19 protein-coding genes and 1 pseudogene are annotated in these 25,573 nt (G+C 33.4%); 6 read left to right on the top strand and 14 right to left on the bottom strand.

Going from position 1 to position 25,573, the window contains the following annotated elements; translation table 11 throughout:
• Positions 1-167 precede the first annotated feature (167 nt).
• Positions 168-1,175: a hypothetical protein gene (locus HOO91_03900; GenBank protein ID NOU16681.1), complete on the top strand. Its 1,008-nt coding sequence runs from the start codon at positions 168-170 to the stop codon at positions 1,173-1,175.
• A gap of 108 nt (positions 1,176-1,283) precedes the next feature.
• Here the strand turns inward: HOO91_03900 and HOO91_03895 are convergent, their stop codons facing one another.
• The 6 genes from HOO91_03895 to HOO91_03870 all read right to left on the bottom strand — a co-directional run bounded on the left by HOO91_03895 (position 1,284) and on the right by HOO91_03870 (position 11,069).
• Positions 1,284-4,511, bottom strand: a complete 3,228-nt coding sequence (locus HOO91_03895) for a hypothetical protein (GenBank protein NOU16680.1) — start codon at positions 4,509-4,511, stop codon at positions 1,284-1,286.
• Positions 4,512-4,709: 198 nt separating this feature from the next.
• The gene (locus tag HOO91_03890) at positions 4,710-5,066 is read right to left on the bottom strand and encodes a hypothetical protein (protein NOU16679.1); all 357 of its coding nucleotides are present in this window, start codon (positions 5,064-5,066) and stop codon (positions 4,710-4,712) included.
• A gap of 213 nt (positions 5,067-5,279) precedes the next feature.
• Positions 5,280-5,810, bottom strand: coding sequence for a hypothetical protein (locus tag HOO91_03885; protein ID NOU16678.1), 531 nt, complete (start codon positions 5,808-5,810; stop codon positions 5,280-5,282).
• A 409-nt stretch (positions 5,811-6,219) separates the two neighbouring features.
• Positions 6,220-8,646: a sodium-translocating pyrophosphatase gene (locus HOO91_03880; protein NOU16677.1), complete on the bottom strand. Its 2,427-nt coding sequence runs from the start codon at positions 8,644-8,646 to the stop codon at positions 6,220-6,222.
• 708 nt (positions 8,647-9,354) lie between these two features.
• Complete coding sequence (locus HOO91_03875; protein ID NOU16676.1) at positions 9,355-10,122, bottom strand: undecaprenyl-diphosphate phosphatase; 768 nt, start codon at positions 10,120-10,122, stop codon at positions 9,355-9,357.
• Between the two features lie 11 nt (positions 10,123-10,133).
• Entirely contained in the window at positions 10,134-11,069 is a 936-nt protein-coding gene (locus HOO91_03870; protein ID NOU16675.1) for a hypothetical protein, read from the bottom strand.
• A 585-nt stretch (positions 11,070-11,654) separates the two neighbouring features.
• Between HOO91_03870 and HOO91_03865 the strand changes: the two are divergent.
• The 4 genes and pseudogenes from HOO91_03865 (at position 11,655) to HOO91_03850 (ending at position 15,001) form a co-directional block, all read left to right on the top strand.
• A pseudogene (locus HOO91_03865) lies at positions 11,655-12,842 on the top strand (citrate transporter).
• 613 nt (positions 12,843-13,455) lie between these two features.
• The gene (locus HOO91_03860; protein ID NOU16674.1) at positions 13,456-13,830 is read left to right on the top strand and encodes a hypothetical protein; all 375 of its coding nucleotides are present in this window, start codon (positions 13,456-13,458) and stop codon (positions 13,828-13,830) included.
• The gene (locus HOO91_03855; protein ID NOU16673.1) at positions 13,827-13,997 is read left to right on the top strand and encodes a hypothetical protein; all 171 of its coding nucleotides are present in this window, start codon (positions 13,827-13,829) and stop codon (positions 13,995-13,997) included. Before HOO91_03860 ends, HOO91_03855 begins: the two co-directional genes overlap by 4 nt.
• Before the next feature lie 17 nt (positions 13,998-14,014).
• On the top strand, positions 14,015-15,001 hold the full coding sequence (locus tag HOO91_03850) for a hypothetical protein (protein NOU16672.1): 987 nt from the start codon (positions 14,015-14,017) through the stop codon (positions 14,999-15,001).
• Between the two features lie 398 nt (positions 15,002-15,399).
• Here HOO91_03850 and HOO91_03845 read toward each other — a convergent pair whose 3' ends face one another.
• A complete protein-coding gene (locus HOO91_03845; GenBank protein ID NOU16671.1) occupies positions 15,400-16,629 on the bottom strand; it encodes a serpin family protein in 1,230 nt (409 codons plus the stop codon).
• 370 nt (positions 16,630-16,999) lie between these two features.
• Here HOO91_03845 and HOO91_03840 point away from each other — a divergent pair, with 370 nt between their 5' ends.
• The gene (locus HOO91_03840) at positions 17,000-20,497 is read left to right on the top strand and encodes a DEAD/DEAH box helicase (GenBank protein ID NOU16670.1); all 3,498 of its coding nucleotides are present in this window, start codon (positions 17,000-17,002) and stop codon (positions 20,495-20,497) included.
• A 408-nt stretch (positions 20,498-20,905) separates the two neighbouring features.
• Here the strand turns inward: HOO91_03840 and HOO91_03835 are convergent, their stop codons facing one another.
• The 7 genes from HOO91_03835 to HOO91_03805 all read right to left on the bottom strand — a co-directional run bounded on the left by HOO91_03835 (position 20,906) and on the right by HOO91_03805 (position 25,519).
• Positions 20,906-21,427 carry a hypothetical protein gene (locus tag HOO91_03835; GenBank protein NOU16669.1) on the bottom strand — a complete coding sequence of 174 codons (522 nt, stop codon included), beginning with the start codon at positions 21,425-21,427 and terminating at the stop codon, positions 20,906-20,908.
• Between the two features lie 171 nt (positions 21,428-21,598).
• Complete coding sequence (locus HOO91_03830) at positions 21,599-22,162, bottom strand: transposase (protein ID NOU16668.1); 564 nt, start codon at positions 22,160-22,162, stop codon at positions 21,599-21,601.
• A gap of 470 nt (positions 22,163-22,632) precedes the next feature.
• On the bottom strand, positions 22,633-23,415 hold the full coding sequence (locus HOO91_03825; GenBank protein ID NOU16667.1) for a hypothetical protein: 783 nt from the start codon (positions 23,413-23,415) through the stop codon (positions 22,633-22,635).
• 141 nt (positions 23,416-23,556) lie between these two features.
• Positions 23,557-23,910: a hypothetical protein gene (locus HOO91_03820; GenBank protein ID NOU16666.1), complete on the bottom strand. Its 354-nt coding sequence runs from the start codon at positions 23,908-23,910 to the stop codon at positions 23,557-23,559.
• 59 nt (positions 23,911-23,969) lie between these two features.
• A complete protein-coding gene (locus HOO91_03815) occupies positions 23,970-24,200 on the bottom strand; it encodes a hypothetical protein (GenBank protein NOU16665.1) in 231 nt (76 codons plus the stop codon).
• A gap of 26 nt (positions 24,201-24,226) precedes the next feature.
• Entirely contained in the window at positions 24,227-24,457 is a 231-nt protein-coding gene (locus tag HOO91_03810) for a hypothetical protein (GenBank protein NOU16664.1), read from the bottom strand.
• A gap of 396 nt (positions 24,458-24,853) precedes the next feature.
• A complete protein-coding gene (locus tag HOO91_03805) occupies positions 24,854-25,519 on the bottom strand; it encodes a hypothetical protein (protein NOU16663.1) in 666 nt (221 codons plus the stop codon).
• Between the last annotated feature and the right edge of the window lie 54 nt (positions 25,520-25,573).

The raw sequence follows: 25,573 nt of genomic DNA, 5'->3' as shown, positions 1-25,573 counted from the left end.
GTGCGGAAACTAACAAGTGATATGATTGAATAAAATGAAAAATATAAAGCCACGATTTATTGCAATAATAGAGAGGAAGTTTTAGTGAGGCTGGTAACTCAAAATATCAAGATTTGCGATTCTAATTTCATTATATTTGATTCCTGATAAATTAATTGAACATGAAAATGAAAAGAAGTTTTCTTTACCTCCTTCTACTTGCTGTAATTACTTTAAGTTCATGCTGGAGTAAACATGATGATATTAATTTAAATAAAATAGATGTTAGTGTTCAAATTAAGCGGTTTGATAAGGCTTTATTTAGCATTAACCCAGATAGTATGAGAAACTCAATACCTAAACTATCACATGAATATGGACGCTTTTTCCAACTATTTGGGGAGGGGATAATAAAAATTGGCAAAATTGATGAGCCTGGTTTTGCTGGATATTTAGAGAGTTTTGTTACCAATCCGATGGTTAAGGACACCTATAAAAAAGTTCAGGATGTTTTCCCTAATTTGGATAAACTAAACGATGAATTCACCGATGCTTTTAAACGTTATCATTATTACTTTCCAAACAATAATATACCAACTGTTTATTCATTTGTTTCGGGTTTTAACCTATCAACAATGTTAGATGATAACCTCTTAGGTGTTGGTCTTGATAGATATTTAGGTGGTGATTGTAGTTATTATCTTAGTTTAGGTATACCCAAATATTCAATTAGGAATATGAAACCCTCAAAGATTACTTCGGATTGTATGCGGGCATGGGCTATTGGTGAGTTTCCTTTCAACGATTCAATCGATAATATGATTAACAATATTATCTATGAGGGAAAGTTGATGTATTTTACTAAAAAAATGCTTTCGGAGCAATCTGATAGTTTGATTTTTGGCTTTTCGCCAGTCAAAATGAAGTGGTGCAAAAATAATGAGAAACAGCTTTGGACTTATTTTATTGAGAATAAGATGCTTTTTATTACCGATTCATTCATTATCAATAAATATATTAATGATGCACCATTTACATCAGGTTTTTCTCAGGAATCACCCGGGAGGGCTGTTGTTTGGTTAGGTTATCGAATTGTCGATTCGTATTTGAAGAATAACAAGGAGATTTCCTTTCAACAATTGATGAAAGAACGTGACTATCAGAAAATTTTTAATCGATCAAAATATCGTCCGTAATTTTTAAAAAACAGAAACGCTAAATCTTCAAAACTTTAAGATTTGGCGTTTCTGTTTAATCCTAAATTACTAGTCAGTATCCATTGAATTAACAATTAATGGATAATCCTATTCTTTTTTTACATTCTTAAGTAGCGATTCACGAATTATCCTTCGCAACTCCAATTGTTTGTTTTGAACCATCATCCTAGATGTGGGACGGTATAGATCTCCATATTTACACTTTACAAGTCGTTTTTTCATCTTATCCATAGTACCACTTATATTTAAGCAGAGTTTTAAAGGTTGAACAAGAGAAATGTCGTAGTTAAAGCTCATATCCATATTATGTCGACCAGAAACCACCGCTTTATATTTGTCCATTACCAACATGAATGGATAAACATCAATTTCCTGCTTGAAGACGGTAAACTCTGCCGATAAACTATCTACCTTATTTTCAGTTTTTTTATTAAAAAATAACATTTTGGATATTCCGGAAAAGGTTTCACCATCCATCAGGACAAGATCATGACCTTTAATTGATGAGGCTCCACGTATAGTCGATTTTTTGGGATTATACATTGAATCGAGGTAGGTCTCTGCTGCCATATGAAACTCACCTTTACCCTTAAATGAACGAAGCATCGGCATTATTGAGTCCAAATCTGGAATCATTTTAAGTAGCGATTCAATTTCTATGTCAAGCATATGATAGTCGAACCCTGCATAAATATGATTTTTTCTTGGTGTTTTATACATTGCAGTAAGTTGCATTTTGGATGCTGGTGTTGTGAAAATTAAATCATTCAATACCAGAATACCATCTTTTACTCTTACATCTCCGCTAATGTCTTTGGCTATTTCGGTGCCAAAAAATGCTTTATTAATTTTTGTTCTAAGTGTTACATCCATTCCTTTAGGAACCATGTATGGGCCAGATGCAGTAGCAGGATCCGCAGTAGCAGGTTTGGTAATCGAATCGGTCTTTTCGCTACCAATACCACTTGTTAAACTCATTAGTTGTAACACATCGGTTTGATTTGACTCAAAATTGAAATTACCACGTAGAAGTGAGTCTTTCTTGAAGTATGATTTAATATTTTTTAATGTTCCTGTAAGACTAAAATCAGATCTGTCAATCTTTAGTTTACTTTCCTTTATATTAAATACTTCTGGATCAAAATCCATTCTAATGGAAGGAATTTCAAAGGGTTTGGTAAATGATGACATAGATATCATTCCATTTTCCATATTTAGAGAACCTTTTACGGGCCATTGTAAAAATATGTCTTTTTGAGTTGTATCGTTTGCTACATCAGTGTTCATTTGGATTTTGTAAACTCGTACCGAATTATTTTTACCCATTTGAATATCTAAATTATCACTTGAATAAGCAAATTTTACTTTAGGCTGAGTTGAGTAGTCAGTAACTTCAGTATTCATTTGCGCTTTATCCATACCAACAGTGATTGTATCCATTCGCATTGCCAAACTATTTCCTGAAAAAGCAAGTTTAATTGCTGGATTGGTCATGAAGTTAACAACATCTGCATTTAAATTGGCTTTGTTCATTCGCATTGACATTTTGGAACCCATGTTGGTTTCCATTCTTTCATTGCTATAGGCCAGTACTATTTTATCCTGTGAATTTTTATCCTTTTTGGATTTGGATGACATAGTGAAATTTCCGCTAGGCTTACGTGCTGTGAATTTTATAGTATCCATACTTGCAGCAAGTGAGTCGATAGCAAAAGTACAAACTACATCTGGTAATCGAGTAGTATCCATTACATCAGAAGTCTCAAGAGATATCAAGGCATTCTTCATGAAGGTTTTATAACTTTTCAACGTACCAGCCTCAAGGTTTTTTGATTTTATTTTTGAATAGACAAATTGTGTATTCTTATTAGATGTATTGGAGTTTGGCAATGAAAAATCAACTGTTGAGTAATCCGTTTTCATATAAATGCTATCATATAGCACATCGAAGTTTGAGAGTGCTACTGAACCTGAAAATTTCATCTTATCCAAAAGCATTTTATCCAACTGCGACATTGAGAAGGCTGTCCTAATCGTACCAGAAGCATTTCCCTTTATGGTCATCTTCATATCGGCTGGAATCATAGGTGCAAATTCAACAAGATTGAGATTGTTCGTTGAGGTGGTCAAATCGCAGTAGATATCGGAAAATAAATGCGTAATTATACCACTTGTGCTAAATGACGATTTGGGTGTGTTGGCACTGAACTTATTGATGCGAAAATAGGTCAACGCATCGTCAGCTAAATCGGAGTAGAATGTAAAATCCCCTTGTGTATTAGTTAGCGGTAATGGAAGGCTTGCATATTTAATAGTCCCTTCGTAAAGTACTATATGTATATCCATTAATGGATACTTTGTGTCGGAATAAAACCCGGTGATTTTGCCATCGGAGGAAGCTGTGCCAACGGCATTCAATCCTTCTACATATGATTGATAGGATGGCGGTATTAGTGTAATAGCACTTGTTATAGGGAATGTCTTGCTTTTATAGTTAATATCAGTATTAATTCTTTTATGAATTGTATCGTTCTCAACAGTGCCTGTGAAAGCTAAACTTATATCATTGACAGAAGCTTCAGCATCACCAAATTTTATGAACTGTTTCGATAAAATTACTTGCGCAGGCATATTCATCTTTATCGATGCATTCTTCAAATAGTCTTCCCCCTCGTAATTAAATGACATTATACAGTCATTAACATTCAAATGCATATTAAGAGTATCGGAGATTAATGACCCTGAGAAAAGAACAACTAGGTTGTCTATTTTTGCCTGCATCTTTTGGGTTTTGTCGAGGTAGGTAAGAGCAATGTTATCAAATTCAACATTCTTTATATCGATAAATCGAAATGGCATTTCAGATTTTGTCGTATCTGGAGGTGCTGGAATTGTATCTTTAGGGGTAATATCAAAGTTAGTGTGCCCTAAACTATCAACAAATGCATTTATTTTTCCATTGCATAGTTGCAGATTTGTTAATACCAGTTCATTGCGTTTCCACCATGCTCGTACATCAACAGCACCAATTAGTTGATCAGTACTAATCAAAGTATCTGAGGGTGCATTGATCACTGGATTTATCAACACAAACTTACTAACCTTTAAACCAAACTGTGGAAAAGTACTAAAGAAGGTAAGTTCTACTTTTCCTATTTCGGATTTACAGGTGATATACTTAGCGGCTTGTTTACGAATTATTGGTGTTAGTTTTTCAGGGGTAAAAACAAACCATATTGCGATTCCAATGGTTGATACCAGAAGAAATATCAATACAACAAATCCAATTAGTATTCTTTTAAATATTTTTTTCATTACTGTACGATTTTGTTTTTAAAGACTAAAAAAACGCAAATTGCTGAAAAACTAACTTGTGAGTGTCTCCGTTTGAAGAACCAACAAGTCACTAGGATTTTATTTGATTAACCTAATTAACTCAAACCAATCTAAAAGGCGTATGTCAATACCCTTTAGATTGGCAATACACCAATTGTTTCGAAGAATAAAGTTAGGTTACACCTTTGTAAATGAGTAGTTCACGCCAAAACTATCATGATACTTAAGCGAAGTTGTGGTTAATTCAGTTACAGTATAAACTTTTGGTACGTTGCCCCCAATAGACATAATATGTATTTGAGTCAACTCCGCTTTCTTTAATGTCCAAGTGAATATTTGACCTTCAGCTTCCGTAACATCATCAGCAGTATCCCATGTAACACCATTACCATCGCTTGAGTATCTGAAAAAAACAGTACCCGATTGCCATTTCCCTGCAAGTAGTGCTTCATCAAAATTATCATCTTTCGTACAAGAGTTAAACATGAAAGCGATTGATAAAAAGGTTACCAAGTAAATAATTGACTTCTTCATATGCTTTATTATTAAATTAATAATTATTGGAATTATGTTAATATCGTTAGATAATTTATATACAAATATAGTTTTTAGACTTTTACCTATTCTAAAAGAATCAAGATATTCAGGTTTTAAATGAATGCTTAAGTGATTCCAGAAATATTTCAAGTTTATCAAATTTACTGAAATAGATCTTATTAATGGAGCATTTTTTAAAAATTATCTTGGCTATCTATTCATCTTTTTTTGAAGCGCTGTGACCTTTTCAGTCAGAGTAACTTCTTTTTCATTTAAATTAGTAAAGTAGTTGTTTATCAGTTGTTTCAAAAAGAACGATGGTTTATTGTAATCAACCTTTTCGAGTTCCTCGTAAACATATTTTTTAATTTCGAAGGTTCGGTTTTTGACCTCCTCCAAAATCCAAATTGTACGTGTAACCTTTTCTTTTGTATTAAGTTTTTTAAATGCCTTGACAATATTTCCAGTGTCAGATCTCATTAATTCATCGAGAGTAATCTCATTAAAGTATTTTTTGATTTCATTTTCTTGTCCAATGGCAATCAACTTGTAAATATTTTTATCCTCTGGCTGGGGATTACCTTTTAGATGATAATAACTACAATTGTCTAACCCACAACACTTAACCGAATGAGTAATAAGTAGATTATCTGCCAGAATAATTGAAGATTTGGACTGAGCAAATAGTGTAGGTGGAAGAGTGAACAGGATACCTATTATTATGAAATGGACTTTTCTCATAGTTTTTAAATGGATCATCAACTGGTTTCTTTTCGCTTTTTTAATTGACTGAAAATGATTGTGTTCCTTAGGAGGAGTCATGAAATTATTTTAAAAGATAAAAATACTAAAAATCAAATGTATAAAAATTGAATGAAAGATTAATAGGGTCTTAATTCTTAATCTTTATTAAACTCCATTTTGAATACAATTTAAATGCCAGAATTGTTTACGATTTTTTGGAGGAGAATGTTTAAAAAAATTTGGTGTATATTATACTTGATGTGTTTTGGTATAATCGGTGTAAATAATGGAGGTTTCAGTTTTGAAATGTTTTTTTTAATTCAATTAAAGGTAGATTCATTTTGAAAATAACCTAAAAAAGCCGTCTCAATTCATTTTTGAGACGGCTTTTTTGAAATGAAAATGTTTATTCAATAATTGCAGGAATACGCATTTTATAGAACGATCTCCAAACAAAATATAATGCAATAGCAAAGAAAACCACACCTACATAGGGTGCTAAATCCCTAAATGATTCTGAAATAGCAATCTCCATGGCAAGTAACCCGAAAAGAGTTGTAAACTTAATGATCGGATTCAAAGTTACCGATGCAGTATCTTTAAAAGGATCGCCAACTGTATCGCCAATAATTGTAGCAGCATGCATGGGTGTACCCTTCATTTTCAAATCTACCTCAACAACTTTTTTGGCGTTATCCCAAGCACCTCCAGCATTGGCCATGAAAATGGCTTGGAAAAGGCCAAAAACTGCTATAGAAACTAGGTAACTTATAAATAATGAGATTGATGCGGTTTTGGCTACATCACCGGTTCCCGTAGGTGCCGACATGAAGGCGAATGCTAAGGCGAAAGAGAAGACCGCAATGAAAATATTGAACATCCCGGTCTGAGCGTACTGAGTACAAATTTTGACCACCTCTTTAGAGTGTTCAGTACTTGCTTTTGTATCTGCTTCATCATCAAGTTTGATATGCAATTTAATATATTCAACTGCTCTATGGGCTCCAGTGGTAACTGCCTGAGTGGATGCACCTGTAAACCAGTAAATAACTGCACCTCCAGCAATAAATCCAATTATTGTCCATGGGTTAAGCAGGTTGAGTATCTTATCGGGATCGATGTTCAGTTGGTTTTGAATAACTAAGATTAGCGAGAATATCATGGTTGTTGCTCCAACGACTGCAGTGCCGATTAGAACAGGTTTCGCTGTTGCTTTGAAAGTATTACCAGCCCCATCATTGGCCTCTAGGTAGTATTTTGCTTTTTCAAAATCAGGAGTAAATCCAAAATCACGCTCAATTTCTTTTACTACACCGGGTCGCTGCTCAATTTGCGATAATTCGTAAATCGATTGCGCATTATCGGTTACAGGTCCGTAGCTATCAACCGCAATAGTAACTGGTCCCATACCTAGAAACCCAAAAGCAACCAATCCAAAAGCAAAAATTGTCTCGTAGGTCATAATCTCATGTAGGCCAAATCGACTGATGATGAGCGCAGAAAACATCAACATTATGAATATGATTCCCATCCAAAATGCGCTAAAACAACCAGCTACAAATCCAGAGAGAATTGTTAGGGATGAATTCCCTTCGCGAGAAACCTGAACAACCTCTTTTACGTGCTTTGAGTTTGGACTTGTAAATTTCTTAGTTAATTCCGGTATAATTGCAGCCCCTAAAGTTCCACAACTGATAATAGCAGATAATGCCAACCATAAAATAGGATGTTCAGACCCAAGGTTTGTTCCTGGTCCGATTAGGAAATAACTAGATATAAACGTTCCAATTATTGATAGGATAGAGGATATCCAAATTAGTCGGGTTAGTGGACGTTCAAAGTCGATATCGTCTTTACCAGTATAAAGATATGTGCTATGAATCCTATTAATCCAATATGCAAGTACTGATGTTACAATCATCAGTATTCGCATCAAAAAAATCCAGGTTAAAAGTTCAGTTTGATATTTAATATTTGTAACCGAAAGTACTATGAAAGATATAAGTGCAACACCAGTAACACCGTATGTTTCAAATCCATCGGCAGTTGGCCCAACGCTATCACCTGCATTATCACCTGTACAGTCAGCAATAACACCTGGGTTTCTCGGGTCATCCTCCTTTATATTAAAAACAATCTTCATTAGGTCGGCACCAATATCTGCGATTTTTGTAAAAATTCCACCAGCAATTCTTAACACACTTGCACCTAATGATTCACCGATAGCAAATCCTATAAAGCTTGCTCCAGCATATTCGCGAGGAACAAATAGAAGTATAGTAAGCATCATTATGAGCTCAACAGAAATCAATAGCACACCTATTGACATGCCCGCATCTAGGGGTATATTAAAGAGTTTTACAGGCTTTCTTTCAAGTGAGGCAAAAGCCATACGGCTATTGGCAAGTGTATTCATACGAATACCAAACCATGCAACGCTATATGAACCTAATATTCCAATTACTGCCCACATCAGGATAAGCATTACACCACCAAAAGAGTTGTGCTGTAAATACCCAAAATAAAAAACGATACAAGCTGCAATGAATGCAAAAAGAATCATTAATAATTTACCTTGTTGAATAAGATACGTCTTACAGGTTTCGAATATTATTTGGGCTACATCAAGCATTGATGAATGCGCCTTTATTCGTTTTACCTTTAAATACTGAAATACTCCAAAGCCGAAGCCCAATAAGCATATCAGAAAACCAAACAGTAATAGATTGTTTTGGCCTGAATCCAGCGTAGGAATTTTCAAATCTGCCTCACTGGCCGATACTACAATCGGGAAAAGTAACGCACCAGTCATGCCCAGAAACTTTTTTGTCATAAGGATTGTTTTTAAAATATTTAGTTAATAAAATGCCAGATCATATGAATTTGTTCAAATGATCGTTTTGATAAAAAATAAAAACACAACAATTATTTTATAACAAGATTCAACATAAATGTCACATATAGAACTATATATGGCATATGTTTTTTCAATTGCAGTGGCGAATGTAAAACTTTTTTTATTAAAAAAAACAAGAGGATGGGTTTATTTTATAATATTTTTTTTTGCTAAAACAATGATATTTGTTATGTTTACAATGCAAAAAATTTATTTATCCTTTGTGTTTTATAAAAGCTCATAAATAGGACGGGTTTTTTAATATTTTCAGATTTGGAGTTTTTCGCTACGTGCAAATGCAGAAATTCATTTGACAAAAGCGAAAAGATTCACAACACGATAATAGACTATCAATTGAATGGATTGGTAAGCAAAGCGATATAAGACAGTGAAGGGAGTCAAGTAGAGAACGAACAAACTTTGCTTTTGTGCGGGGGGTGTCTCTCTTTTCAGTTTCCTTATCTAGGATTTAGATAATCAATTTTCAAGTTATCTTGTTGCTAACCCAAGATATCATCAGTCTTGTTTCATTCCATGCAACTCCAATACTTATTGCCTACATTAAATCTAAAATTATTTGAATTTAATATTGCATAGTAGGGTGCGACAAAAGCCACACCCTTATCTCATTACTTTAGGTTTTAGTTATCTTATCAATAGTAGAAAAATGATACCAATTATAATCCTATAGTAACCAAAATGCTTAAACCCATAATTCTCTACAATTTTAAGAAATATTTTTACAGCAATCCAAGCAGTAATAAAAGCAACAATTAATCCAATTCCTAAAAGGATTATTTCATGTTTTGAGAATATAATTGGTGTTTTTAATAAATCGTATCCAGTAGCAGCAAACATGGTTGGAACGGCAAGAAGAAAAGAAAATTCAGTTGCTTGTTTTTTATTCAAACCGTTGAATACACCACCTGTAATTGTAGCAGCAGCTCTTGATACACCGGGTATCATGGAAATGCACTGAATAAGACCTATGAAAAAAGCATTCTTATAGGTTATACTTTCAAGTACATCGGTCTTACTTTGTTGGTTGACGACCCTTTTGTCGATTAGAATAAGAACTATACCACCTACTATAAGCGAAACGGCTACAATTACGGGATTGAACAAATAGGCTTTAATAAAGGGATATGCTAAAAAACCAATAATTGCTGTTGGAAGAAAGGCTGTGCCGAGTTTAAAATATATAGAAAATCCTTGAAAAAAACGTTTAGCATAAAGCATTACTATGGCCAGAATTGCTCCAAGTTGAATTGCAATCTCAAAAGTTTTTACAAAAGCATCGTCATGAATTTTCATTATACTCGAAGCAAGTATCATATGACCGGTTGATGAAACTGGAAGAAATTCAGTCAATCCTTCGATGATGGATAGAATAATTGTTTGAATAATTGTCATCTTGTTGAAACTTAATTTGGATTTTTAAAAGTTTTTCTGATAAACTCTCGTATTATTGAGATCTTATCAAATGTATAAAAAGAATAGCCTTTCCCATTAGAAATTAATATGGTACTATTGTTGCCATAGACTGTAAAAAATATCTCAAGGTATGGCTGAAACAGCGATGGATTACCATCATTTGGGAAATATTTGTTGTAGGTTAAACAAATTAGACGAGAAGTATCTGGAAATGTTGAAAATGTTTTTTGATATTTAAATAGATTTTCGCTTGAGAGTGATTCTTCAATGCACTTATTCAGCTTACCTGATTTGATTATCCTTCCTGAACCAATCATTGGAAACCAAATCATTAAGGGGATTGTATCTTTAGATTTAATAATGGAATGGATATATTCTTCTGCATTAAAATTGGAGGAAAGATAGTCGTTGTTGCACTCAAATTTTACATACTTCCCTCTTGGCGTTAAGTTTAATATTTTAATAGAAAACTGACCTTTGACCCTCAAATAATCAGCCGTATAAACTCCAAAGAAATTTCGAGGGAATAAACTATAGGTGTAATTTTCAATAAAGTAAAACTCCTTATTTCTTTGATTAAGATCAATCTTCAAGTCCTTTGAAATTATTCTATACTTGGATTCATATAATAAATTTTGACCCGATGCTCTAAAAATAGTTTCAGTACTGTCGAGAAATTTTTTCAGTTTATGTTTGGCTTTTCTAGTCGTTGAATGTTGGCAATTTGAAAAATCAAGAAATTTGACAATACTCCTATTTTTAATCAGAAGATAGATAGAATCATTTTGAGTAATTTTATAAAATCCCTTTTCAAGCAATTTATCATCTGTAATCTGATTGTTTATATTAATCGAAGTGCTATCGATTTGACCCATTGATAAGTTAAAAGCAAAAATCAAGACAAACAAAGCAGGACTTCTTTTCATTCGAAAAATAGAGTTAATATTATATTCCTTTGCTTTGAGGCATACAAAAATAACAAAAAGAAGTGTTGAAGATGTAAATCATGTTGTTTTATATTTTATGTATTTAATAATCAGATAAATATATTTTATGACGATTTCAAATTTAGCAAAGACTTACATGATTGAAAAACATTTAGTTTTTCAATCTGAATTATACTTTCTTGTCAAAACTAAAGGAGAAACAAATTATATTTTTCTACTTTTACTTGCTTAAAATTAATGAATATATTAATTCTACTTTGACAGATTCGAAAAATACACGAAAAATCAACCTAATTTACCCCTGCCTCTAAAGGGTGTAGGTTGATTTTTCTGCCTTCTCCCTTTAGGGCAAGGGGTTAAAAAGTAGAACCGAAGTGAAACGAGTTCGATGAAGTCAAAAATCAAGTAAAAATCTAATCTGTCAAAGTAGAATTAGCAAAATAATTAAAACATCTATTTATGGCATCAAAAATTACTAAATGGCTATTAATGATTTCGGCCTTAATCTTAATCCCTTATTTTGCTTTTGCAGAGGGTGGAGCGGCTGGCCCTTCGATTGGAGGAATCAGAATTGAGTTTTTTCTATTTGGATTAACCCTTCTTGGTGTAGCACTTTTTCATCATCAAACATTTTATGTTGCTCTAACAGGTTTAACTGTTATTGTTTTATATAAGTTGATTTTTATAGCAGGATATCCTTTTTTCGAGCATTTCCTGGGCACTAATTCTTTAGTAGATCAGTTTTTGCATAAGGAGTTGCGCCAAGGGGAATGGGGTATTTTACTAAACCTTCTTGGGTTACTATTAGGCTTTGCAGTACTTGCCAAGATATTTGAGGAATCAGGAGTTCCCGATATTCTTCCAAAATATTTACCCAATGATTGGAAAGGTCCCTTTGTGCTTTTAGTATTCGTATTTATTCTTTCTTCATTCCTCGATAATATTGCTGCCGCAATGATTGGGGGTACTATCGCATTGGTTGTATTTAAGAATAAGGTACATATTGGTTACATTGCAGGTATTGTTGCTGCTTCAAATGCTGGGGGTTCTGGTAGTGTTGTTGGCGACACAACAACAACCATGATGTGGATTGACGGCGTTTCGGCATTTAATGTACTACATGGATTTATTGCAGCAGGAGTTGCTCTTGTTATTATTGCTTGGTTTGCTGCTCACCAGCAAGATAAGCATCAGAGAATTACAGCTGATGCAAAACCAGGGGCTAAGATTGATTGGGTTCGTCTGGGAGTTGTTGTACTGATTTTGATAGGCGCTATCTTATCAAACGTATACTATGATATGCCTGCACTCGGCGTGTGGATTGCTATACTGATTGGTGCAATCTTTACAAAGATTCCTTGGGGCGAAATTGGTGCGTCAATTAAGGGTTCAATATTCTTGATGTGTTTGGTTACAGCGGCATCGTTTATGCCTGTTGAAACATTGCCAGATGCTTCTTGGATGTCCGCATTTATTCTAGGATTTGTGTCTGCGGTATTTGATAATATTCCATTAACAAAGCTTTGCCTCGAACAGGGTCACTTCGATTGGGGTATGCTTGCCTACTCAGTTGGATTTGGTGGGTCAATGATTTGGTTTGGTTCATCAGCGGGCGTGGCGATTACCAACAAATTCCCAGAATCACGAAATGTAATGCTTTGGTTAAGAAAAGGATGGCATGTAACTTTAGCCTATATCGTTGGCTTTTTTGTTCTTCTGTTTTTTATGGGATGGGAACCTGCAAGTAATAAAGAACATAAGGAACCACCACAAAACTGTCAGGTTAAGGATTGCCCAGTAAAAATTAAGGCAGATATTATGAAAAAGATAAAGGAAAATTCGAAATAAGGTTTTAATAAGCAATTTAAAAAACGCTGCCAATACTGGTGGCGTTTTTTTTGTTAATTTAAATTTATTGATTCATGTGCGGTTTAAGAACGTTTGCTAGGAAAATGTAGTTTGAAACTATGTTAAGTGGACTGAAATATATTTTTGTGCTATCTATTGACATTGATATATGGAATATCGTAAATTTAGTATCGAAATTTTCAATGTAAAAACGTGAGAACTGCGGACACTTAACTTTTTATTACGACAGATACTGACCTTTAAGCAATACAATTGCCTTTTATGCTTTTTGATAATTAGGGTTTTTTTCTTGGACACTTTACCTTTTTCATTATTAATAGTAGAAGTACATTTATTGTTGGATCATCTGAATAGGTTCATGAAATTGAAGAATTCAATGGTCATATAGGTTTTACAGTAATTACTATTAAAAACAATCATGATTCTAAATCCTTTTTTAATATTAGTCGAAAGAGTAAGAAGAAGCTACAAAATTCACTTTAACCCTCTTTAATTGATGGAAACCATATATATACCTATAATTTTTGGAATAATTGGAGGAATACTAAACTGTTTACTTTATGAAAAGGGTTTTATCTTGCCAATTAAGATAAAAGATGATAAAATAACAACAATTAAAGCAGGTTGTTTAGGTAACTTAGCTATGGGCATTGGGGCTAGCATAATTATCTGGGGGCTAGGAGCAATGGATTTTGAAATATATAAGATGATAGCAATTTGTACCTTAAGTGGGGTTGGAGGTAGCGCCTTTATTACAAATATGCTTCAAAAAGAAAACATTGAATTACAAAAAGAAAAAACGGACTCACTACATTCTCTAATTAATCAAATACTTGCAAAGGAACAAAACGATAAAAAGAAAAAGAAATGAGTGAAGATTTAGATGATATTTTGAAAAATTTGGATGATCTGGTAAACGCCAACACTAGGGATGCTATCAGAATTTTAAAGGAGAAAATAGAATTGGCTATAAAGAAAACTGAAGAAAATATTCAGGAAGAAGGAAAAATATACCCAAATGATGAACAATCAATCTAATACTAGGAGGGATTATTATGGAAACAAAACAAATGTTAAATAGTTATGTCAAAGCATATGCCTATTTGCTGAGTAAACTTCGAAAAGTAGAGAAAGTCTTTGCAGATCAAGAGCATTTACATAGGCTTATCGAAAGTATTTCTAGTACTGAACGAGAAATGCTAGATGATTGGAATAGAGCCACTTCATTTGTGGTTTTAGAAATTTTAAGTGGTAAAATACCATTTAATCAGGTACAACCAGAATCCTATCCGATATTAGAGAGTGTATGGGAGAAAGATATTAAATTACTTAAAGCATATTTTGTTTGGTTTAATAATAAAACAGGCGATGCTGATTCTAACTATTTTAAGGCAAGCCAAGAAATCCGGAAATTACTATTTATCCCCTCCGATTACTCTTTACATGATTTCGATAAAATCAAGAATTACCTTAATGATCGATATCTTGGAAAGGATGGTAAAATTGATGAAACGAAACAAAGCACACATGATCTTATAGCCTGCAAGGCCGAACGTATTTACCATACAACAGGGAATACTAATAGTATAGAAAACTGGTTTAGAGCAAAATTATATGTAAAGTTCTTTTACGAGAATATTATTCCGGCGATTGTTAATAATGAGAGTGATAAAATAAACTATATTTTAAAGGCTTTTGAGTTTAGTAAATCACCAAATAACCGCTTTCTTATTATAAATTGTTTCGAAGCCGCTATTGCAATTTATTTCATCAATAAAGAGAGACTTAAGTTAATTATAAATGATCCAGAATCTTATGCTTTTAACATGGTGCCAATACATGGTTGGCCTGCAACTTTCTCAACCCCCTCTAAAAAATTTCGTTTCGATTCTAAGGTTAGTTTAATTACTTACGAGGGGGTTATGGATAAGGCAGAGCAGGAATTACTTAAGGAAAAATCATTGCTAGATGAACATAAAGTGGCGATTGACGAACTATATCGCCAGAGTCATTTGGAACCATTTTCGGATATGATTTTGTAAATATTTAGTAGTATCGTTTGTTTAAGTATCGTATTTAAGTTATGGAGTATTGGGGATATGGATTAGTTTCCTATACTCCATAACTTTAATAGCGTGAATAGCAGTTTCATGTTGATGTGTATTGATAAGATATTCTGTGGTTTAGTTCATTTAAATCTGCAGGTTCTTATATGATTTTAAGGCTGCTATTTTTACTACAAGTAGTCTCCCAATACAATACTCCAATAGACAAGACACAGCTAAGCAGGGTATTGTTATTTTCCAGTTTGATATGTTAAACAGACCCTTATCAAGGAGTAGAAATTATTTTGGTGTGTAGTGTTTAATAAATCCAAAAAGAAACCCGGCTATTCATGTTGTTCTATTTTCACCGGGTTTTGACTGATGTGAACTGGAGCCTAAAGGGATGGATCGGCTACCTTTCCCATAAAAAGAATTGTATTTGTGGTTCTTTCGCGAATTGCAAACACAAATGGTTTGTTGACAATAAACACATGGGAGTCGCCAATACTAGTTAATTCAATGCCAATTGTTGTTACAGCTGCTGCTTCGGTTCCCTCCTCGTTTACATCAACAAAGGTGTTTTGTTTCACAAAACTTACGAATATATCAGCATCAGATATTCCAGTAAGGTTAGCAGCCATTGGGTCGAAGGCATCAATCATACCCATACTCTGGAGCTGATCATTTAGCACTTTTTCGTACGAGAACGTAAATTTAGGAAGGGAAACCGCCCATTCAGGTTTTGATTGAGTTGTGTTAAAAGAGCTAGTTAGGCTATTCCAATCATCATTGCTAAAGTTGTTGTATAAATCATTTATTGAATTTGTTGGAACTATAACTATCATCGAAAAGTTTGTTCGGCCGTAGTTCAATTCAATTGCCCTATAGCTGGTATTGCTATAAACATTTGTATTTAAGTTAATATGCATCATACTAACACTAGCAGCAGAGCCATCCTCCTTATAAAAATTTTCAGTATTTGTTTTTGATTTATCGAATTGATAAGTCCATGTACCTTTAAAGTAAAGTGCATTCATTAAGAACATTACAGCATCTGGCGAGATTTCATTCAACACTTTGGGAATCTTACCATAAGTATTATCGCTTGCCCATTTATTCATGGTGGTTAAAGCCGATTGCTGACTAAAATCAAGACCTTCAATATGTGCCGAGAAATCATTTTGCATTGTATTCAGGAATGGAGGCTTTACATCAAACCCCTGTCTGTACCATATAGCATTTGCTATTGCCAGTTTAACTTCGGGATCGGCATTTAAAAGTTGATCAACAAGACTTTTATAGGTTTCGTTTATATCTATGGTACTCATCCCTTCAAACCCAAGCATCTGTTGAATTTGATTGTATGTATCATTGCTACACCCATTCAGTAGCATGGTAAGAGCAGCACTTGCGCTCAACGGTGAAAGCATTATATTCCCTTCTTCAATGCTTGCGGTCTTTTTAAAAAGATCAATTCCAAAATTATTGCTCTTAGAAATTATCTCATTAGCTTCTACTGGTAGATTAAACGTTTTAGGATTGTGGGTGGGTTTAATAGATTCTTTCTCACATGCTGTAAATGCAATAAGTGATGAAATAATCAAGGGTAATAGTTTTGTCTTCATATAGTGAGTTTTACTATTTGTTTAAACAAAGATGTAACGAAAGCGTTTTTGGTTGCGTAACTAATTGTTGAAACACACATTTGCAAACAAAAATGCGATTTGACTTTCAAATCGAATTTGTTGTCGTGTATGTCAAACCTGAATCCAACCTTACCAACGAGCCAATTAAACAAAGTCATACACAAACATATTAATATTAAGAATTCGGAAGCAAATCGGTATTATTTGCCAATAATGTTGATAATTATTTAAAATCATTTTACATCAAAACAGAAAGTATTTGTAGGTTTGACATGATTTGATAAAATAATGAATGTCCATTTAACCAAACAAGATACAAGAATACCATAAAAAATAAACAGAATTTAATATGGCAAAATATGGTAAAACATACTGGGGAGCGCAGTTTTTAAATGCTCTCGAAAACATTGATTTTAGCAACCGTTTACCTCGTGGTAGAAGTTATGCATCGAATGGTTCGGTAAGAAGTATTACTATTGATAAAAACAAAATTGAAGCAAAAGTTATAGGAAGTCGTCCAAATCCTTATGATATTGATATTATTGTTCCTGAGTTTACCGAAAACCAGAAATTACAGCTACTAGATGCCATACAGAGTAACCCTACCATATTAGCAACTTTACTCAACCGCCAGCTTCCAGAGGATTTACTTCAAATTGCCTTAAATAAAGGAGTCCAAATATTCCCAAGGGAATGGAAGGACTTTAGTATGAATTGCAGCTGCCCCGATTGGGCTGTACCATGCAAACATTTAGCGGCAGTAATTTATCTGATTGCTAATGAAATAGATTTAAACCCTTTTAAAGTACTCGAATTGCATGGCTTAGATGTAATTAAAGAGCTTACAAAGCAAGGTGTAGAAATTGAGAATAGCGCAAGCGAAAAAATTGAATCGTGGGATGAGTTTTTTACAAAAAAACCTTCGGAACTATTAGAAAGTATATCAATTGGAGGTTTAGATGAATTAGACTTTACGGTAATTCCAAAGTACGACGATAAGTTTTTAAATCTGCTCTCACCAAACCCTCCATTCTACGAAAAAAATTTTAAATCCGAACTGCTTACACATTTCAAGTATGTATCAAAGAACGTAAGCAAGCACAGCTTTAATTTACATGGAAAAAAAACCACAATCGACATACAAAATTGCATAAAAGCAACAATTGTATCCAATAAAATAGGGGAGGAATTTTTGGTAGAACTTGTTTTTGAGTATCAAGTAATTCGGATTTCACTTATTGCTCTATTCCAAATCTTCAACGATACTGAGAATTTTAAATTATCGCAAGTTTCCGATTCCATTAAGGTGCTTTATTATTATTTTCTTTTTGCAAAAAAGATTGTTGAACAAGGTGCAGTTATACCGCAGCTAATCGTTTTTAATGATACTTACCAAATACATTGGCTTCCATTATTACAGGATGCTTCAGTGAAATTACAAGTTGAAATTCTTAACAGGTACTTTTCTTATATCAACATTATACAAGAAAATGGAAAGAAGTTAACTTACTATTCCAATCAGGAGCAATTTTCAGTTATGTTATCTTCAATTTTTACTACTAAAATAGTTGATGACATTATAAGCCAAAGCAGCAAAATTCCTAGATACGATCCTGTTTTAAGCTTATTTTTTGGGGTATCGTATACGCTTAAGCAAATCAATAAAGAGATATTTAATGCCATTCAGCTATGGTTAAATAAGATTCATAGCCATAAACGTTTGTATATTCCTGTATTGGAGGTAGCCGAAAACTATCCCGAATTTAGCGTTGGTTTACAAATTCGAACAAATTCGAAAGATAAAATTGAAGCCCCTATTCCTTTTCATCAGTTTAAGAAGAAGCATAAAAGCCAACTTCTTTCCGTTACTAAAGATTTAGTGCAACTGCAGGAACATTTTCCAGAATTTAACACCATTTTAAATAATGATGACAAGCAGATTATCAGCTATAAATCCGATAAGTTTGCCAATTTTTTACTGCAAATAATTCCTGTATTAAACTTATTGGGGGTAGAAATCCTTATTCCTAAATCGCTGAAAAGCATAATTAAGCCGGCAGCATCGCTTAAGGTTAAAAGCAATGGGCCAATAGCTGGTGTTAAAACGTATATGGATTTAAGTTCACTACTCAACTTTGAATGGCAGGTTGCTGTGGGTGATGAGCTATTGAGCGAGAAAGAGTTTATTAAACTGGTGAAGGGTATGGATGGTATTGTTAAAATTAAAGACCATTTTATCCATGTTAGTAAAGAGGAATTAGATAAGCTATTAAAGCATTTACAATCCGATAATAAGCTGAGCAAACATCAAATGCTGCAAGTTTTGTTTGCGAATGAATATCAGGGAGAAAAGATTGAGATATCGGAAGAAATCCAAAAAATATTACGGCAATTTAATAATAGTAACCCCATCCCTTTGCCGATAGGTTTACAAGGACAATTACGCCCTTATCAACTGCGAGGATTTGAATGGATGTATAAGAATAGTAAAATTGGTTTTGGTAGCATTCTTGCCGATGATATGGGTCTTGGGAAAACGTTACAAACTATTGCAATACTATTAAAGTTAAAAGAGGAGCAGATTCTTAAAACCCAGAAGGCACTTGTTATAGTTCCAACAACCTTACTTACCAATTGGGGTAAGGAAATGCAGAAATTCGCCCCTGGCTTAACCTATTTAATTTATCACGGGAATAAACGTAATATCAATGAATTTATTGATAAAGATATCCTATTAACATCTTATGGAACTGCACGTTCGGATGCTGAGGTGTTAAATAAACATAAATGGCAGATACTTATTATCGACGAGGCGCAAAACATTAAGAATCATAATACCGATCAAACCAAAGCAATAAAATCAATTCATTCAAATGTTAAAATTGCATTGAGCGGAACACCTGTTGAAAATAGGCTTAGCGAGTATTGGAGTATTTTTGATTTCACAAACAAGGGATATTTAGGTTCCATTAAGAATTTTAATGATGAATTTACCAAACCTATCACCATTGAGAGAAGTCATAAACAATTAGATGTGTTTAAAAAAATTACTTCTCCGTTTATTATGCGTCGTATGAAAAGCGATAAAAGCATTATTAGTGATCTTCCAGATAAAATTGAAAATAACCAGTATAGCATACTTACAAAACAGCAAGCAGCCCTTTACGAGAGTACCGTTAAAAGTGCAATGAAAATAATCGAAAGCAGTGAGGGTATTGAGAGGAAAGGGATGGTTCTGAAAATGATGATTGCTTTAAAACAAATTGGAAATCATCCCTATCAGTACCTAAAAACAGGATCGAATTCACCCGAACTTTCGGGTAAGCTATCCGTTTTATTTGAATTACTTCACGCTATTATCGATAATAATGAAAAAACGTTAATATTCACCCAGTACAAGGAAATGGGCGATCTGCTTCAGATACTTATCCGAGATGAACTTAAAACAGAACCGCTATTCCTGCATGGATCGCTTACACGCCAACAAAGAGAAAAGCTGGTTGAGGATTTTCAAACCAAAGCACATCGGAAGATTTTCATCTTATCGCTTAAAGCGGGTGGTACTGGGCTAAATCTGACTCAAGCACAAAATGTTATTCACTATGACTTGTGGTGGAATCCCGCAGTTGAAACACAGGCAACGGATAGGGCATATAGAATTGGACAGAAAAACAAAGTAATTGTTCACCGCCTCATTAATAAGGGTACATTGGAAGAACGTATTGACGAAATGATAAGAGATAAAAAAGACCTTGCCAATTTAACCGTTAGTTCTGGCGAGAAATGGCTTGGTGAACTTAGTAATAAAGAATTAAAAGATTTGGTGAGATTATCAAATGATTTATAAGACAGTTTAGGACAAATTTCAAAATCTAACAGACAATCAACAACCGATAACTAAACCAACGCAACCATTTAAAATCACGGAAGTTTGACGAAGTTTAGGCGATAGCCGCAACTTCGTTGAGTTTCTGGGATTTTATATAATATATCGCAAAGTGCGATATTGATGAAAAGATTTGCAAAGCGGGAATATTCCTATTCGTTTAAATTTTATTGCCAATTACTATATGTATTACTTTTAATTCTAGCACGGATTAGCTTTGCTGAACTCCCTTTGGTCGGTTGCAAATCCGCGCTAGCGGGGTGCGGTCTAAGACCGCTATATAAAAATGATGAAGTTACGCTTCGCTAAACTTCGCCGAGCGAGGTAGTTATTTTCTCAATTTTTCAATCAATTGTCAATTCATATATGTCAATGGCCGTCAGATTTTACTTTTCTACATGCCTCTTCATGACTATAACCCATTTTCATATATAACTCAATCATTGCAAATTTTAATTTTATTTCAATTACTCTTAAAGTTGCATCAGGTTGTTTAGGCTCCAATTCTAGTGTTTTTAAGAAATATTTAAGTGCTAATGTGTCGTTTTCTAATAAACTATATGCAAAACCTAAATTAAATATGGCATCTTTTGTCTTATATCCATGTTTTATTGCCATTAAGTAATCGTCAACTGATTTTTTGTATTCATCAATTTGTGAATTACAATATCCTCTATTGTAATAGACTTCTCCTATAGTTGTATCTATCGCTATTATTCTATCATAAAGCATTACTGCTTTTTCATAATTACTTTTCTGGTAAAAATCATTCGCTTGTTTAATAAGTTCTGATATCTCAATTCCAGAAGTAGATGTATTATTATTTATGTAATTATTGCATGAAGAAAATACAATAAAAATCCAAATTGTGCAGAATAATATTTGTTTCATTATATTATTTATTTCATTCGTAATCGTTTTAACAAGAACTCAGTTTTTAGCCATATAATTACCGCTAACTTAATAGGGTTTTATCCCCCCCCCCTCAGCTCGGCGAAGTTTAGGCGATAGCCGTAACTTCGTCGTTTTTAAATAGCGGTCTCTGACCGCATTAAATTCCTACTAATACGTTTTCCACTTCAAATCAATAAAAGAAACTTCGAGTAGTCCATCCAAATCAGCGTAATTGCGTGCGCTTGAGTATAAGTATTCTTCTGGTTTTTCTACTATTCCTGCTCGTACTGGATTGTTATGTAAGTATTCCAGCTTTTCTTGAATAAAATCATTAGAGTACAGAATAACAGCATGATTCTCGTGTGTCCAGAACTGATACTTCTCATTTCGGCTATGTTGCTTTGCATTAAATTCAAATCTATTCAGCATCCAATCCCTACGACTTTCATTGCCATTAGCTATGGTGCTAATAATTGTTCGTGCAGTAAATTTTTTGAAATCCCTTAGCGTTTCGCTTAAATGACCGTTTGGGCTATTGGCTATTAGATGTAAATGGTTTGACATTATTACGTAACCAAATACTTGCAGTCCTTTGTTCTGCTTACAGTATTTGATACTGTCGATTACAATATCACGGTAAATCTGCCTTGTAAAAATATCTATCCAATCCACAACTTGAAGTGTTAGGTAGTATAATGCTGCTTGATCTTCTATTTTATAACCTGTGGACATTCTAGTAGCAAAGTAGTGGGTTTCTAATAAGTCAATGGTTTTAATTTGGTATTTGTGCGGTCAGAGACCGCTATTTAAAAACGACGAAGTTACGCTCCGCTAAACTTCGCCGAGCGGGGAGATCGAATTTTTCTGCTACTCTTTTCTGTTACATCTATATAAATCTCAGTGGCTTTACTTCTTTTATGTCCTGACAGTTCATAAATAAATTTTAACCAGCATTATTGATATCTTTTTTGGTCTTTTATAAATAGCCATATTCTATATTACATCAAATTGGAGATGGGAAAAACAAAAGTGTCTGCTCTTTTTGTGTTTTTGCTTTGCCGGGGAATTTTAATTTGGTATTGGTGCGGTTTAAGACCTCTATTTATTTTCGATGAGCTCAGTTGACTTCGTTGATCCCTTCGGGATTCGTTCGGTTAATTACGACGAAGTTATGCTTCGCTAAACTTCGTTGAGCGGGAGCCTTAATCCGATTGTAAGTCCAAAACTATTCTCGTATTTCCTTGTCCACTTTCTATAATAATTTCCTCCAAGTCTTCTTCGTCGGATTCATTCATTGACTCTTTTAAGGATTCTAAATTAATTTCGTTATAATAACGAGTTTCAATAATTTCTTCAAGAGAATAGTAACGACTTGCAGTTTTATCAATTCCGTTTTGACAGAAAAAATATCTAAATGCTCTTACGTTATTAGGAAAAAAATCTTTAAAGTATGTTAGCTGTGAAATTCCTTTTCCTTTTCGGTTTTTTATAACTTCGTCCAATTCTACTGCTGATAATCCTAATTCACGATAATTTGCATTTCCCATACAATCTGTAAAGCCAATATTGCCTTTTATCTTTCTTGATTTTATGCTCGATTGTCCATAATAGAATAAATAATATGGTTGACTATCAAAAAGCAGTTGGTGGATTTTCAATTTATACCATTGTGGAAAACTTAATTTATTTCTCTTTTTTAAGTCATTAAAAGCCCCTGTATATTCGGCGACTTTAGCTTGGAATACAAACCATTTATATTGGTTAGTGCCAACTTTGACAAATAAGTCTAAATCGTTTCCAAAGACAGATTCAATATTCGATTTTAGTTTTAATAATCTTATGTTTCCAGTAAAAACAGAAGATAGAATTATATGATTGAACAAAAAATCTGTGATTCCTGTTTCGGACATTCTAGATTTATGTGCAAATACCTTCCCAAGATAATTGAAAATACAAATTGAAAGATTATTTATTTCTCTAATCATATTTATTTTGACTTGATTCTAACGATCGCAGCTATGCGCAGTGCTGGATTGCGTGGCTACGTCCTTATAAATTGAGACAACCCTTGTCTGCAGGAACTGCACTTGCAAAACCTCTGAAACCTACATTAACTTTAGCATTTGTTAGCGGCTGTCATTATTTTTAAATCCCAAAAGAACAAACAATTTTTGCCAAAGTGATAATCTAGGAACTTTTGATTGAACTATAGTTGGTTGATTTGTCATAGGATTATTAGAAATAAATGTCGAAACTGATCTAGCCCCATAATCAGGTAATGAATTAGCTGAACCAACATCATTAATTGTAGAAAAATCAATTACAATTCTACCATTAGTTAAAAAGACAGGAACACCATCTGCTTGTTTATCTGCTTGTGAAACATAATCACCAATACCAAGTGACGGATATTTAATCTGAATAATTCCAAGTATACGCTTAATTGTAATAGGGTCGTCGTAATTTAAATTTATTGGCATAATAATAAGATTAATAATTTCTTTATAAAGAATTGGATATATGTAGTATTTTACATTATTTAGCAAATAGCAGTTTCATTATTTATTACTTGTTCTGCTTTATCTATAAATGGTTTGAGGATGTTAATTATCATCTTTATTACAGATTTATCAAATTCATAAAATGATTCACTCGTTAAAAACTCTAACCCCCGGAGATTATATTCTATAGTAATTGTCTTTTTATCTAGCCACAATTTGAACAATTGATTTATAGCGCCATTTCTATCATTTGCAAATTTAATATCCATTTTAGATTGAAAATAATCATCGTAGTTTAAATTCCCTTTATCATTACCTTTCCAATATGGTTTTTGTAAATTATTGACAAGTAAAATTGAAACTTTAAAATATCATCTATCTCCTCGTCTGTTTCAAAGGTATCATTTGAAATAGCCATCCTAATTGAGTAAAATAATAATTCCAATGCTTTATTTGTCTCAATTGATTTTAAATCTTGAATTTGAAAATTCAGCGCATTTGCATTAATCTTTTCAACTAACTTCATTTTGGTTTTAATTAAGAGTTTAATAATTAGACTAATTTAATCATTATATTATTGTGATTTTCACTCGCTAATATTCTTCATGCTTACCGCCAACTCATTTACATCCAACCAAAGGTTTATTTATACACCTTTTGTTTAACTTTTCTCCAAACTTAGCAATTTATTATAAATTATCAAAAGGCAATTTTATCTTTTTTTGGGTTTTACTAACAGCCATATTCTATTATATCAAATTGGAGATAGATAAAACAAAAGTGTCTGCTCCTTTTGTGTTTTTTGCTTTGCTGGGGAGCTTTGAGCAAAAATCAAAATGTGCAGACACTTTCGAGGGAGGAAATGTTATCCTGTGAGATTAGATTTCCGTAAAGGGTTTTACTTTTATATCATTCTATTTACTCAAGGCTCAATGGGTTTTTCTCCCTGTTTTTTTTCTTTCTTCTTTTTATCTGCTGATTTCTTAAAATAATTATCTGCATTCTTTTTCCCTGCTATATCAATAAGCTTTCCGTAGGTTCTTACTAAGGTACTGCGTAATGCTGCTTGGGATGCTCTTTCGAAATCGTAGCTGCTTTGCTCATTTACCAATGCTGTTTGGTAGCTTGCTTCTGCTTCATCAAGCTCAGCTACTGCCGCTTGTATTAATGATAAATGCTTTGCATATATAGCATCCCCACTATTGGTACTAAGTTTTTGTATTAATACTTTTACATCGCTCGATTTATCTTTAATTGGTTGTACTGTTATTCTACTTGGAGTTTTAGTAAATAAACTCTTATAGCGAATATCCTCCCTGTTGTTTCCAGTGGCACTTAGGAGCTCTAACGATAAATTTACAACTGCACTATCGCAACAATCGTTTTTTTCGTCGCGCATTGCCAGCTTTGCAGCACTTTCCTTTGTCTTCTTTTTTCGTTCTGTAATTTTTGTTTCTAATGCTTCGTAAGCATCAACTATTGGAGCGGATAATTGATTGGTTTCATGTTTAACATCCACCCGTACCGATGTGTAAACAGAGTAGTTAACCAATACCTCACTCGAAGAACTTTCTGACGGTAACTTCATAAAGTATTTGTTTTAATGGGAATAATGTTCCCTGTTTATAATTAGATTTTTAAT

This window comes from Bacteroidales bacterium (genome assembly GCA_013141385.1).
GTDB lineage: Bacteria > Bacteroidota > Bacteroidia > Bacteroidales > Tenuifilaceae > UBA8529.
The sequence above is the reverse complement of the archived record's forward strand: the minus strand, read 5'-3'. Positions and strand labels throughout refer to the sequence as shown.

Coding starts and splice junctions, on each gene's coding strand:
- HOO91_03900 (NOU16681.1), top strand. CDS start 168: ATGAAAAGAAGTTTTCTTTACCTCCTTCTACTTGCTGTAATTACTTTA.
- HOO91_03895 (NOU16680.1), bottom strand. CDS start 4,511: ATGAAAAAAATATTTAAAAGAATACTAATTGGATTTGTTGTATTGATA.
- HOO91_03890 (NOU16679.1), bottom strand. CDS start 5,066: ATGAAGAAGTCAATTATTTACTTGGTAACCTTTTTATCAATCGCTTTC.
- HOO91_03885 (NOU16678.1), bottom strand. CDS start 5,810: ATGAGAAAAGTCCATTTCATAATAATAGGTATCCTGTTCACTCTTCCA.
- HOO91_03880 (NOU16677.1), bottom strand. CDS start 8,646: ATGACAAAAAAGTTTCTGGGCATGACTGGTGCGTTACTTTTCCCGATT.
- HOO91_03875 (NOU16676.1), bottom strand. CDS start 10,122: ATGACAATTATTCAAACAATTATTCTATCCATCATCGAAGGATTGACT.
- HOO91_03870 (NOU16675.1), bottom strand. CDS start 11,069: ATGAAAAGAAGTCCTGCTTTGTTTGTCTTGATTTTTGCTTTTAACTTA.
- HOO91_03860 (NOU16674.1), top strand. CDS start 13,456: ATGGAAACCATATATATACCTATAATTTTTGGAATAATTGGAGGAATA.
- HOO91_03855 (NOU16673.1), top strand. CDS start 13,827: ATGAGTGAAGATTTAGATGATATTTTGAAAAATTTGGATGATCTGGTA.
- HOO91_03850 (NOU16672.1), top strand. CDS start 14,015: ATGGAAACAAAACAAATGTTAAATAGTTATGTCAAAGCATATGCCTAT.
- HOO91_03845 (NOU16671.1), bottom strand. CDS start 16,629: ATGAAGACAAAACTATTACCCTTGATTATTTCATCACTTATTGCATTT.
- HOO91_03840 (NOU16670.1), top strand. CDS start 17,000: ATGGCAAAATATGGTAAAACATACTGGGGAGCGCAGTTTTTAAATGCT.
- HOO91_03835 (NOU16669.1), bottom strand. CDS start 21,427: ATGAAACAAATATTATTCTGCACAATTTGGATTTTTATTGTATTTTCT.
- HOO91_03830 (NOU16668.1), bottom strand. CDS start 22,162: ATGTCCACAGGTTATAAAATAGAAGATCAAGCAGCATTATACTACCTA.
- HOO91_03825 (NOU16667.1), bottom strand. CDS start 23,415: ATGATTAGAGAAATAAATAATCTTTCAATTTGTATTTTCAATTATCTT.
- HOO91_03820 (NOU16666.1), bottom strand. CDS start 23,910: ATGCCAATAAATTTAAATTACGACGACCCTATTACAATTAAGCGTATA.
- HOO91_03815 (NOU16665.1), bottom strand. CDS start 24,200: ATGGATATTAAATTTGCAAATGATAGAAATGGCGCTATAAATCAATTG.
- HOO91_03810 (NOU16664.1), bottom strand. CDS start 24,457: ATGAAGTTAGTTGAAAAGATTAATGCAAATGCGCTGAATTTTCAAATT.
- HOO91_03805 (NOU16663.1), bottom strand. CDS start 25,519: ATGAAGTTACCGTCAGAAAGTTCTTCGAGTGAGGTATTGGTTAACTAC.